Below are 11,370 nucleotides of genomic sequence, written 5' to 3'. Positions count from 1 at the left end.
TGGCGTTCGTCGCGGGCACGCCCCAACCACCCGACTGCCATTCCCGTCGCACATGGACCGAACCGCTCTTGGCGGTGCTACCGGAACGGCATCCGCTCGCCAAGCGGTCAGCCGTCACATGGCCCGATCTGGCAGGCGAGACGTTCCTTGTCCGGCATGGCGGCACTGGACCGCAGGTTCATAGCCATATCATGCTACGCCATGCCGAGCGCTGGCCTGCGCCGTCGATCCTGCGCTTCGACGTGGGGCGTGGCACCCTTTTGTCCTTGGTCGGACAGGGCTTCGGCATCACCATCGTCGGCGCGGCCACGGCGCTGTTGCCGACAAACGGCATTGTCTTCTTGTCCTTCGCCGACGAGCCGGAGCCGGTCGCCTTCTCGGCTGTCTGGTCGCCGTCCAACCGCAGCGCGGCGCTTCGTAACCTGCTCAGCCTCGCCAACGACATGGGCCGGCAGGTCTGCACGAATTCAGTACTGCCACGGATAGCGAGGGCGTGAGCCGAAGTGGTCGCGGAAGCACCGTCCGGGACTGTTATTGCCATCGCCGGAAAGCGACACTTGCATTAACGCCGCCAAAGCCGAATCCGTTGGAAATGGCATGTTCCATGAGAACAGGCCGTGCAGATTGGCGAACCAGATCGATACCTACGGCAATAGGATCGGGGCTCTCCAAATTTCTCGTTGGGGGAGCGATTTGATCCCGTAAGGCGAGTATCGTGAAGATCGCCTCAATGCCGCCAGCGGCACCGAGTAAGTGCCCCGTCGCTGACTTCGTGGCGCTTACAGCTACATCATGATCGCCAAAAACGGATTTTATCGCGGCTATTTCTCCTCGATCCCCTACGGGGGTGGAGGTTGAATGAGCGTTCAGATGTTGAACATCGTTGGGCTTCAAACCGGCACTTTGTAGCGCGATTTTCATTGCACGGGCCGCGCCTCGACCGTCCTCTGGACCGGCAGTCACATGGTGTGCATCAGCGCTTGTGCCGTATCCTACCAATTCGGCTATGGGTTTGGCACCCCGAGCAAGGGCATGTTCCAATTCTTCTATGACGATCAGACCCGCCCCTTCGGACATTACGAAACCATCGCGCTCGGTGTCGAACGGCCTTGACGCCATTTCAGGTGTAGTATTGTAGCCGGTAGATAGTGCTCGCGCGGCAGCAAATGCCCCGAGACTAACCTTGTCAATGCACGCTTCTGCTCCACCGCACAGAGCGATATCGGCTTCGTTGGAGCGTATCAGCCGCGCGGCGTCTCCGATGGCCTGAACGCTCGCAGCGCAGGCGGTTACAGGCGTGCCAATTGGGCCTGTAAATCCATGCCTGATGGTAACGTGTCCTGCTGCAAGGTTGGCAAGAAACGACGGCACGGTAAACGGTGAGAGCCTCCGTGCTCCCCGTGTATCCGTTATGCGAACTGCCGAAGCGATAGCAGGAAACCCGCCTATACCAGAGGCGATAATTGTCGCCGTGCGCTCACGTTCGTAGTCGCTCGTGGGATGCCATCCTGCCGTTTCAAGAGCCTCCTTCGCGGCCGCAAGTGCAAACAGAATGAAGCGATCCATTTTTCGTTGATCCTTTGTGTCAACGATTAAATCTGGATCAAAACCGGCTTCGGAATCTTCAATCAGGCTGGGAACGATTCCCCCGATTTTCACCGGTAGATCATTGGAGATTTCATCAGGCAAATTCCTGATTCCCGATTTCCCGTCGAGGAGTCTTTTCCAGCTTATTTCAGTGCCAGAACCAAGGGGGCCAACTAAACCCATGCCGGTTACAACAATTCGGCGCATTGGATTATTCCGTTTCTTTTTCTGAGCTTATTCGCTTCATGCGATTTATGACGCGCATCGTTTCCTCTGTTGCGGCGGGGCCTGCCAGAAGAACGGTGTTTTCGGGAGTGATTGCTTCTCCTGTATTCGCGTCGATGATAACGGCGGTCCTCTCCTGTCCGGTTTTCTTGTCACCAAGGCGCATGGCTATTTCATTGGGCGCAAGGTTCCGGTTCCCCCATGCGAACAGGGCGATTGCTACCGGATAGAAATCTCGCCCCTTGTCGGTAAGGACGTATTCAAATCGAGGCGGATGATCATTGTATCGTTGCCTTTCAAACAGTCCTTCCGCCGTGAGATGCTTCAATCGCCTCGCCAAAATGTTCGCGGAAATACCGAGATTCTTCTCGAATTCATCGAATTTGCTAAGCCCTTGGAAGGCGTCTCGCAGGATCAGGATGCTCCACCAGTCACCGACGCTTTCCAGCGCTCGGGCTGCGGGACACTCGAATGACAGAAAGCTTGTTCGTTGCATGACACATCCATAATGGTGTAACTTCCATCATGCAAGTCACCTATGCGCAGTAGGCGACATAGTAGGAGGGGTAATCCAATGCGTCATTCTAAGGGAGCCAAGCACCTGCGTCTGCTACGGCGTGGAACAAAGCACTGTAGTGGCATTTGAGCGATGCGGCGGCGATCAGCACCGATGGATGGTTGCCCATGGGGTATGCCGACCACGCTCGGATCGCGTATCCCCCTCGCATCGCTGATCCAGACACTCGCCGTCGCCGAATATCTGAACTTCCGCCACGCCGCCAATGCGCTCGGCGTGGCGCAATCCAGCGTCAGCGCCCGCGTGAAGGCGCTGGAAGAAGACCTTGGTATCCTTCTGTTCGAGCGTCACGCGCGCGGCGTCCGACTGACCGAGGCCGGACACCACTTCGTCGAGCGGATAGCGGCCGGCGTCGATCAACTGGACCATGCAGTGAAGACCGCCGGCATGGCGGCAGCGGGAGAAAGCGGCCGGCTTCGTATCGGTATCCATGCCCTGATCCCGCACAGCTTCCTCGCAAAGCTGATCGGCCAATACCGCGAGGACCATCCCGGCGTTGAAGTCGAGATGACGGAAGGGACAGCTCGCGAAGCGGTGATGCAGCTTCGCGCCGACCGGCTGGACGTGGTGTTTGTCGCGGGCACGCCCGAGCTGCCAGACTGCCACACCCACCCGATCTGGACCGAACAGTTGGTTGCCGTGCTGCCGGATGGGCATCCACTCGCCGGGCAGTCGGCCGTCACATGGGCCGATCTGGCAGGCGAGACGTTTCTTGTCCGGCATGGCGGCACAGGTCCGCAGGTTCATAGCCATATCGTGCTGCGCCATGCCGGGCGCTGGCCCGCGCCGTCAATCCTGCGCTTCGACGTGGGGCGTGGCGCGCTGCTGTCCATGGTCGGACAGGGCTTCGGCATCACCATCGTCGGAGCAGCTACGGCGCTGCTGCCCACGTCCGGCATCGTCTTCCTGCCTTTCGCCGATGAGCCAGAGCCGGTTGCGTTCACCGCCGTCTGGTCGCCGTTCAATCGCAGCGCCACCCTGAAAAACCTGCTCAACCTTGCAAACAATATGAGGCGTTGCGGCGATTCGCCCGGCCAGTTGCGCAGCGGCGATCACCCGGCCGGATGGCGGTGAACGCAACCCGTCCTATTTGCCGCCGATAGTATCCGGTAGCCCTCCCGCACCCCCTTTCCTGTTGCCTGTCCGGTTTTGCCTACTCTCTGATCGGCTCCGTTTCTTTTGCCGACTGGAGCCTGCATTGCGCGGAGGCCGAATCCTTTGGGGTCAAATCGCTGTCGTCTTCACCATCGTTCTGGTGATGGTGTGGGCAGCGACGCAATGGACGGCGTTCCGCCTCCGCTTCCAGCTCCAGCTTGGCAATCCGTGGTTCGAGCTGGCGGGCTGGCCGGTCTATTATCCGCCGGCCTTCTTCTGGTGGTGGTTTTCGTTTGACGCCTATGCGCCCGCAATCTTCGTCGAAGGTGCCATCATCGCGGCGTCCGGCGGTTTCATCGCCATCGCCGCCGCCATCCTCATGTCGATCATCCGGGCACGGGAGGCGCGCAACGTCGCCACCTATGGTTCGGCGCGATGGGCGGAGGATCGCGAAATCCGCGCCGCCGGTCTGCTCGGCCCCGATGGCGTGGTGCTCGGCAGATACGACCGGCACTATCTGCGCCATGACGGGCCGGAGCATGTGTTGTGCTTCGCCCCGACTCGCAGCGGCAAAGGTGTCGGGCTGGTGGTACCGACGCTGCTGACATGGCCGGGAAGCTGCATTGTCCACGACATCAAGGGCGAGAACTGGACTCTGACGGCCGGCTTTCGCGCCCAGCATGGCCGCGTCCTGCTGTTCGATCCCACGAACGCCAGATCGTCCGCCTACAATCCGCTGCTCGAAGTGCGGCAGGGGGAATGGGAAGTCCGCGACGTGCAGAACATCGCGGATATTCTGGTCGATCCCGAAGGCAGTCTCGACAAGCGCAACCATTGGGAAAAGACCAGCCATTCGCTGCTGGTCGGCGCGATCCTGCATGTTCTCTATGCGGAGAAGGACAAGACCTTGGCGGGCGTCGCCAACTTCCTGTCCGATCCCCGCCGTCCGGTCGAGGCGACCTTGCGCGCCATGATGGATACGCCGCATCTCGGCGAGGCGGGCGTTCATCCCGTCATCGCGTCGTCGGCCCGCGAGCTGTTGAACAAATCCGAGAACGAACGGTCGGGCGTGCTCTCCACCGCCATGTCGTTTCTCGGCCTCTACCGCGATCCCGTGGTGGCGCGGGTGACGGCGCGATGCGACTGGCGCATTGCCGATCTGGTCGGCAGCCGCCAGCCCGTCACGCTCTACCTTGTCGTGCCGCCGTCCGACATAAACCGCACAAAGCCGCTTATCCGCCTGATCCTCAACCAGATCGGCAGGCGGTTGACCGAGGAATTGACCACCTCCGGCAAGCGCCATCGGCTGCTATTGATGCTGGACGAGTTTCCGGCGCTCGGCCGGCTCGATTTCTTTGAATCGGCGCTCGCCTTCATGGCGGGCTACGGAATCAAAGGCTTCCTGATCGCGCAGAGCCTCAACCAGATCGAGCGCGCCTATGGCCCGAACAACGCGATCCTCGACAACTGCCACGTCCGCGTCAGCTTCGCCACGAACGACGAAAGGACGGCGAAGCGTGTTTCAGACGCATTAGGCACGGCGACCGAGCTGCGCGACTCCACCAACTACGCAGGGCACCGCCTAGCCCCGTGGTTAGGTCACTTGATGGTGTCGCGGCAGGAGACGGCCCGGCCGCTGCTCACGCCGGGCGAAATCATGCAGCTTCCACCCACCGACGAAATCGTCATGGTCGCGGGCACGCCGCCGATCCGCGCCATCAAGGCGCGCTATTTCGAGGATGCGCGATTGCAGGAACGCATCCTGACCCCGCCCGATCTGGTCGCCGCTCCGCTGGCGCCCAGCCCATCCGCCGATGATTGGTCCGGCCGCGTGGTCGCGGCGGAAAGCCGTTCCGCGACGTGCGGAAGCGAGGCCGAAGGCGATCCGGCCAATGCGGGCATCCGCCGCGAGCCGGAATTGCCCGAGCATGAGGAAATCGTCGCCCCGCCGCCATCCCCCGAACAGGAGTTCGAGTTTCTGGACGACGAGCCGGACGTTGACGCGGCCAAGGCCCGCGCCATGCGCCAGCGCATGAGGATGGTGGCGCGGCAGGTGGCGATGAACCCCGATGATGGAATCGACCTTTGAGGATACGCCCATGGCAACCAGAACCCGCCTGAATCTCTATTTCGACCCCGCGCTCATTCCACAGATCGAGGCGATGGCGCTGCGCCGCTCGGTGGCGCTGCGCCGCAATGTCTCGAAATCCGCCATCGTTGAGGCGGCGGTCATGTCCTACCTGTCCGGCGATTCCGCCGACCAGCTTGAAGCCGCCATGTCGCGCCGCTTGGACAAGCTCGGCCGCCAGATCGACACGCTCGACCTAGATCTCGCCGTCCTTGGCGAGGCGGTCGCGCAGTTCATCCATTTCTGGATGACCCTCACGCCGCCGCTTACGGGAGCCGCACAATCCGCTGCCCGCGCCAAAGGCGCGGAGCGCTTTGAGGGCTTCATGCAGAATCTCGGACGGCGTCTGGCGACGGGCGACAGGTTCCTCAAAGAGCTGTCGCGTGACCTCGACTCACTTCCCGACGATCCGTTGCCGGACGAGTCCGAGAGCAACGGCGATCAAGAATAAGTATTCGGACCCATCCTATTTACCGCCGTTCGCCGCCGATCACCGCACGCAGCTAGATACTTGTTGAACCGGCCAGATTTCGGCCTCTCTTAATCGACCCCGATCCGGGGATGGCCTGTCGCGTCCCCGCAAGAAGCCGGGGCCGACATGACCACCAACCACCAAAGACCGGAAGCCATTGCGCGCGGCGCACGCATGTTGCGCACCGCGCTCGGCCCCGCCATTGCCCGGCTGCTCGAAGACCCGGCCGTGGTCGAGGTGATGTTGAACCCGGACGGGCGGTTGTGGATCGACCGCCTGTCCGAAGGGCTTTCCGATACGGGCGAGCGCCTGTCCGCCGCCGATGGCGAACGCATCGTTCGGCTGGTCGCGCATCATGTCGGCGCGGAGGTTCATGCCCGCAGCCCGCGCATCTCGGCCGAGCTGCCGGAGTCTGGCGAAAGATTCGAGGGCCTGCTGCCACCCGTGGTCGCCGCCCCGACCTTCGCCATCCGCAAGCCCGCCGTCGCCGTGTTCAGCCTCGACGACTATGTGGCGGCGGGGATCATGTCCACCGATCAGGCCGCGACGTTACGCGCGGCCGTTTCCTCCCGCGCAAATATCCTCGTGGCGGGCGGCACCAGCACCGGCAAGACCACGCTGACCAATGCGCTGCTCGCCGAGGTGGCGAAGACGGCGGATCGCGTCGTCATCATCGAGGATACGCGCGAGCTGCAATGCGCCGCGCCCAATCTAGTGGCGATGCGGACGAAAGACGGCGTGGCGACGCTTTCCGATCTGGTGCGTTCCTCGCTGCGCCTGCGCCCCGACCGCATCCCCATCGGCGAGGTGCGCGGATCGGAAGCCCTCGACCTCCTGAAAGCGTGGGGAACGGGACACCCCGGCGGCATCGGCACCATCCATGCAGGCACCGGCATCGGTGCGCTCCGTCGCCTTGAACAGCTCATCCAAGAGGCTGTCGTCACCGTCCCGCGCGCCCTGATCGCCGAGACAATCGACCTTGTTGCTGTCCTTTCCGGGCGCGGTTCCGCGCGCCGGCTTGCCGAGCTTGCCCGCGTCGAAGGGCTGGGGCCGGACGGCGACTACCGCATCACGCATCCCATCCTTTCGGCAATCCCCACCAGCACAGGAGAATCTTCATGATCCGCACGCTCACGCGCGGCTATCGCATCGCCGCGACCGCCGCATCCACCCTTGCCATCAGCCTCATGCTCGCCCCGGCCGCCCATGCGTCGGGATCGTCGATGCCGTGGGAGCAACCGCTTCAGCAAATCCTTCAGTCCATTGAGGGACCCGTCGCAAAAATTATCGCGGTGATAATTATCATCGCCACCGGCCTGACCCTCGCGTTCGGGGACACCAGCGGCGGCTTTCGCCGTCTGATCCAGATCGTGTTCGGCCTGTCGATTGCTTTCGCCGCGTCGAGCTTCTTCCTGTCGTTCTTCTCGTTCGGCGGCGGGGCGCTCGTTTGATGGCCGTCGCGTTCGAGCAACTGGACGCCGTGCCGGGCTTCACGGTCCCGGTTCACCGGGCGCTGACCGAACATATCCTGCTCGGCGGCGCTCCGCGCGCCATCGCCATCATGAACGGAACGCTGGCCGGAGCCGTGGGCCTCGGCCTGCGCCTCTGGCTGATCGGCATCGCCATCTGGGCAATCGGCCACTTCGCGGCCGTATGGGCGGCAAAGCGCGATCCCCTCTTTGTCGAGGTCGGGCGGCGGCATCTCCGCATCCCCGGTCATTTAGCGGTTTGAGGGTGCAGCCATGATGAACCTTTCCGAATTCCGCCGCACCGCCGCGCGCCTCTCTGATTATCTGCCATGGGCCGCGCTGGTCGGTCAGGGCGTTGTGCTCAACAAGGACGGCAGTTTCCAGAGGACGGCGAAGTTTCGCGGTCCCGATCTGGATTCCGCCGTCGCGGCCGAGCTAGTCGCCGTCGCCGGCCGCATCAACAATGCCGTGCGCCGCCTCGGCTCCGGCTGGAGCATCTTCGTCGAGGCGCAGCGCAGCGAAGCCGCCACCTATCCCGACAGCACCTTTCCCGATCCCGCGTCGGCGCTGGTCGATGCCGAGCGTAAGGCCGGTTTCGAGGAAGCGGGCGCGCATTTCGTGTCCGGCTACTTCCTCACCTTCCTCTGGCTGCCCCCGGCCGAGGAAGCCGCCCGCACTGAGGCATGGCTCTACGAGGGCCGGGAGAAAACGGGGGTGGACCCGTGGGAAGTCCTGCGCGGCTTCATCGACCGCACCGACCGCGTGCTGGCCTTGCTTGACGGCTTCATGCCCGAGTGCCGTTGGATGGATGACGGCGCGACGCTGACCTATCTCCATTCCACCATCTCGACCAACCGGCATCGTGTGCGCGTGCCCGAGGTGCCCATGCACCTCGACGCGCTGCTCGCCGACCAGCCCTTGACCGGCGGGCTGGAGCCGCGCCTTGGCGACGCGCATCTGCGCGTGCTGACCATCGTGGGATTCCCGACCGCGACGACGCCGGGCCTGCTCGACGAAATGAACCGGCTGCCGTTCCCATATCGGTGGAGCACCCGCGCGATCCTGCTCGACAAGACCGATGCAACCCGGCTGCTGACCCGCATCCGTCGCCAATGGTTCGCCAAGCGCAAGAGCGTCGCCGCGATCTTGAAAGAGGTCATGACAAACGAGGCGTCCGCGCTTGTGGACACCGACGCCGCCAACAAGGCGCTCGACGCCGACATGGCGTTGCAGGAGCTTGGGGCGGACGTGGCGGGCATGGCCTACGTCACGGCGACCGTCACCGTATGGGATGCCGACCCGCGCCTTGCCGACGAGAAGCTGCGCCTGGTCGAGAAGATCGTTCAGGGCCGCGACTTCACCGCCATGCCCGAGAGCGTCAACGCGGTTGATGCATGGCTCGGCAGCCTGCCCGGACACGCCTACGCGAATGTCCGTCAGCCGCCCATCAGCACTTTGAATCTCGCCCACATGATCCCGCTATCGGCGGTGTGGGCGGGGCCGGAACGGGACGAGCATTTCGGTGCGCCCCCTTTGCTCTATGGAAAGACCGAAGGCTCAACCCCGTTCCGGTTTTCCCTCCATGTCGGCGATGTGGGCCACACCCTTGTCGTCGGCCCGACCGGCGCGGGCAAATCCGTGCTGCTGGCGCTCATGGCGCTCCAGTTCCGGCGCTACGAGCGCAGCCAGGTTTTCGCCTTCGACTTCGGCGGCTCGATCCGCGCCGCCGCGCTCGCCATGGGCGGCGACTGGCACGACCTTGGCGGCGGGCTGACAGAAGGGGCCGAGGCGTCCGTCTCGCTCCAGCCGCTTGCCCGCATCCAGGACACCTATGAACGCGCATGGGCGGCGGACTGGATCGCCGCCATCCTCATGCGCGAGGGGCTGACCATCACGCCCGAGGTGAAGGAGCACCTTTGGACGGCGCTGACCTCGCTCGCCTCCGCGCCGGTCGAGGAACGCACCATCACCGGCCTCAGCGTGCTGCTGCAATCCAACGATCTGAAACAGGCGCTACGCCCGTTCTGCGTCGGCGGTGCCTATGGCCGGCTGCTCGACGCCGAGACAGAGCATTTGGGATCGGCGGACGTGCAGGCGTTCGAGATCGAGGGCCTTGTCGGGACCGGCGCGGCCCCGGCCGTCCTGTCCTACCTGTTCCATCGCATCGGCGACCGGCTCGACGGGCGGCCGACGCTGCTCATCATCGACGAGGGTTGGCTTGCGCTGGACGACGAGGGGTTCGCCGGCCAGCTCCGCGAATGGCTGAAAACGCTGCGCAAGAAGAACGCCAGCGTCGTCTTCGCCACGCAAAGCCTGTCCGACATCGACGGCAGCAACATCGCGCCCGCGATCATCGAGAGCTGCCCGACGCGGCTCTTGCTCCCGAACGAGCGCGCCATCGAACCGCAGATCACGGCCATCTATCGCCGCTTCGGCCTCAACGACCGCCAGATCGAAATCCTCGCACGGGCCATGCCCAAGCGGGACTACTATTGCCAAAGCCGCAGGGGCAATCGCCTGTTCGAGCTTGGCCTGTCGGAAGTCGGCCTCGCGCTCTGCGCCGCATCCGCCAAATCCGACCAGACGCCCATCACGCAGATCGTCACTGAGGCCGGCCGCGACGGCTTCCTCGCCGCATGGCTACAGGCGCGCGGCGTCGATTGGGCGGCCGACCTGATCCCGAACCTCACCAATCTTGCCGACCGGCCGGAATCCGCCGCGCCGGCCCGGCTCGATACCCACCCCACACAGGAGATTCTTCCATGACCTATTCCAAGATCGCCGGGGCTTCGGCCCTCGCGTTGGCGCTTGCCGTGCCCGTCGCGCTTTCGCCGATGGCGGCGGCACCGGCCCACGCCCAGCTTTTCGGGCGCATCGTCTATGACCCGTCCAACTACGCGCAGAACGTCCTCACGGCTGCCCGGACGCTGGAGCAGATCAACAATCAGATCACCTCGCTCCAGAACGAGGCGCAGATGCTCATCAATCAGTCCCGCAATCTGGCGAGCCTGCCGTATTCCTCGCTCCAGTCGCTCCAGCAGAACGTCCAGCGCACGCAACAGCTTCTCGGCCAAGCGCAGAACATCGCGTTCGAGGTCGGGCAGATCGACCAAGCTTTCCAGCAGCGTTATGGAAATGTCTCGCTTTCGGCGACCGACGCCCAGCTTGTCGCGGATGCGCGCTCGCGTTGGGAAAACACGGTCGGCGGCTTGCAGGACGCCATGCGCGTGCAGGCGGGAGCTGTCGGCAACATCGACAGCAACCGTTCGGAGATGGCGGCGCTTGTCGGTCAGAGCCAAGGCGCGACCGGGGCATTGCAGGCTACGCAGGCCGGCAACCAGCTTCTCGCGCTTCAATCGCAGCAGCTTTCCGACCTGATCGCGGTCATCTCTGCGAACGGCCGCGCCGACGCGCTGACGGAGGCGGAGCGTGCGACTGCCGCCGAACAGGGCCGCATCCAGCGCGAGCGGTTCCTGACGCCCGGCAACGGCTACCAGCCGGGCAACGCGCGGATGTTCAACAACGGCAACAACTGACGGGGAGGCTCGCCATGGACGGCAAGATGCTGGCCCGGCTCGGGGCCGTGGTGTTCGTTGCGATTGCCTTGACAGTAACCGCAATCGACATGGCGCGGAAGGACGAACCTTCTGCGCCGCCCCCAGCGCCGGTCCTACAGCCGCCGACTGACCCGCTCCGCGAGAACCTGCGCCGTTGCCAGCGGCTCGGCGAGGCGGCGGCGAGTGACGCCGACTGCCTCGCCGCATGGGCAGAATCCCGCGACCGTTTCCTCGGCCGTGACCGCAGCGAGGCGCGCTGA

The 11,370-nt window shown here is 63.9% G+C and carries 12 protein-coding genes; 10 read left to right on the top strand and 2 right to left on the bottom strand.

Annotation, left to right across the window (positions count from 1 at the left end; all coding sequences use genetic code 11):
- On the top strand, positions 1 to 497 hold a 497-nt coding region (locus tag CHB77_RS13060), incomplete at its 5' end, for a LysR family substrate-binding domain-containing protein (RefSeq protein WP_089388665.1).
- A gap of 34 nt (positions 498 to 531) precedes the next feature.
- Here the strand turns inward: CHB77_RS13060 and fabF are convergent.
- Together fabF and CHB77_RS13050 are read right to left on the bottom strand one after the other, a co-directional pair.
- On the bottom strand, positions 532 to 1,794 hold the full coding sequence (gene fabF, locus CHB77_RS13055) for a beta-ketoacyl-ACP synthase II (RefSeq protein ID WP_081650885.1): 1,263 nt from the start codon (positions 1,792 to 1,794) through the stop codon (positions 532 to 534).
- A gap of 4 nt (positions 1,795 to 1,798) precedes the next feature.
- Positions 1,799 to 2,308: a winged helix-turn-helix transcriptional regulator gene (locus CHB77_RS13050; protein WP_042061242.1), complete on the bottom strand. Its 510-nt coding sequence runs from the start codon at positions 2,306 to 2,308 to the stop codon at positions 1,799 to 1,801.
- A 195-nt stretch (positions 2,309 to 2,503) separates the two neighbouring features.
- Here CHB77_RS13050 and CHB77_RS13045 point away from each other — a divergent pair, with 195 nt between their 5' ends.
- From CHB77_RS13045 to trbK-alt, 9 genes are all read left to right on the top strand, one after another.
- Positions 2,504 to 3,463 (top strand): LysR family transcriptional regulator, encoded by a 960-nt coding sequence (locus tag CHB77_RS13045; RefSeq protein WP_035302746.1) that lies wholly within the window; start codon positions 2,504 to 2,506, stop codon positions 3,461 to 3,463.
- 124 nt (positions 3,464 to 3,587) lie between these two features.
- On the top strand, positions 3,588 to 5,573 hold the full coding sequence (locus tag CHB77_RS13040) for a conjugal transfer protein TraG (RefSeq protein WP_024353495.1): 1,986 nt from the start codon (positions 3,588 to 3,590) through the stop codon (positions 5,571 to 5,573).
- Positions 5,554 to 6,063 (top strand): CopG family transcriptional regulator, encoded by a 510-nt coding sequence (locus CHB77_RS13035; protein WP_245559421.1) that lies wholly within the window; start codon positions 5,554 to 5,556, stop codon positions 6,061 to 6,063. The genes CHB77_RS13040 and CHB77_RS13035 overlap by 20 nt, the downstream gene beginning before the upstream one ends.
- Positions 6,064 to 6,258: 195 nt before the next feature.
- A complete protein-coding gene (gene trbB, locus CHB77_RS13030) occupies positions 6,259 to 7,206 on the top strand; it encodes a P-type conjugative transfer ATPase TrbB (RefSeq protein ID WP_425320184.1) in 948 nt (315 codons plus the stop codon).
- The gene (locus CHB77_RS13025) at positions 7,203 to 7,535 is read left to right on the top strand and encodes a TrbC/VirB2 family type IV secretion system protein (protein ID WP_089388652.1); all 333 of its coding nucleotides are present in this window, start codon (positions 7,203 to 7,205) and stop codon (positions 7,533 to 7,535) included. The genes trbB and CHB77_RS13025 overlap by 4 nt, the downstream gene beginning before the upstream one ends.
- On the top strand, positions 7,535 to 7,816 hold the full coding sequence (locus tag CHB77_RS13020; protein ID WP_024353499.1) for a VirB3 family type IV secretion system protein: 282 nt from the start codon (positions 7,535 to 7,537) through the stop codon (positions 7,814 to 7,816). The genes CHB77_RS13025 and CHB77_RS13020 overlap by 1 nt, the downstream gene beginning before the upstream one ends.
- 10 nt (positions 7,817 to 7,826) lie before the next feature.
- The gene (gene trbE, locus CHB77_RS13015) at positions 7,827 to 10,319 is read left to right on the top strand and encodes a conjugal transfer protein TrbE (RefSeq protein WP_089388651.1); all 2,493 of its coding nucleotides are present in this window, start codon (positions 7,827 to 7,829) and stop codon (positions 10,317 to 10,319) included.
- Entirely contained in the window at positions 10,316 to 11,089 is a 774-nt protein-coding gene (trbJ, locus tag CHB77_RS13010; protein WP_089388650.1) for a P-type conjugative transfer protein TrbJ, read from the top strand. The genes trbE and trbJ overlap by 4 nt, the downstream gene beginning before the upstream one ends.
- 14 nt (positions 11,090 to 11,103) lie before the next feature.
- Positions 11,104 to 11,370 (top strand): putative entry exclusion protein TrbK-alt, encoded by a 267-nt coding sequence (gene trbK-alt / locus CHB77_RS13005; RefSeq protein ID WP_089388649.1) that lies wholly within the window; start codon positions 11,104 to 11,106, stop codon positions 11,368 to 11,370.

It is taken from the genome of Paracoccus sediminis (genome assembly GCF_900188295.1).
Lineage (GTDB): Bacteria > Pseudomonadota > Alphaproteobacteria > Rhodobacterales > Rhodobacteraceae > Paracoccus > Paracoccus sediminis.
The sequence above is the reverse complement of the archived record's forward strand: the minus strand, read 5'-3'. Positions and strand labels throughout refer to the sequence as shown.

Bases quoted from the DNA above. Each gene is read 5' to 3' on its own strand.
- CHB77_RS13050 (WP_042061242.1), bottom strand. From the start codon at position 2,308: ATGCAACGAACAAGCTTTCTGTCATTCGAGTGTCCCGCAGCCCGAGCG.
- trbK-alt (WP_089388649.1), top strand. From the start codon at position 11,104: ATGGACGGCAAGATGCTGGCCCGGCTCGGGGCCGTGGTGTTCGTTGCG.
- trbB (WP_425320184.1), top strand. From the start codon at position 6,259: ATGTTGCGCACCGCGCTCGGCCCCGCCATTGCCCGGCTGCTCGAAGAC.
- CHB77_RS13020 (WP_024353499.1), top strand. From the start codon at position 7,535: ATGGCCGTCGCGTTCGAGCAACTGGACGCCGTGCCGGGCTTCACGGTC.
- CHB77_RS13035 (WP_245559421.1), top strand. From the start codon at position 5,554: ATGATGGAATCGACCTTTGAGGATACGCCCATGGCAACCAGAACCCGC.
- CHB77_RS13025 (WP_089388652.1), top strand. From the start codon at position 7,203: ATGATCCGCACGCTCACGCGCGGCTATCGCATCGCCGCGACCGCCGCA.
- fabF (WP_081650885.1), bottom strand. From the start codon at position 1,794: ATGCGCCGAATTGTTGTAACCGGCATGGGTTTAGTTGGCCCCCTTGGT.
- trbJ (WP_089388650.1), top strand. From the start codon at position 10,316: ATGACCTATTCCAAGATCGCCGGGGCTTCGGCCCTCGCGTTGGCGCTT.
- CHB77_RS13045 (WP_035302746.1), top strand. From the start codon at position 2,504: ATGCCGACCACGCTCGGATCGCGTATCCCCCTCGCATCGCTGATCCAG.
- trbE (WP_089388651.1), top strand. From the start codon at position 7,827: ATGATGAACCTTTCCGAATTCCGCCGCACCGCCGCGCGCCTCTCTGAT.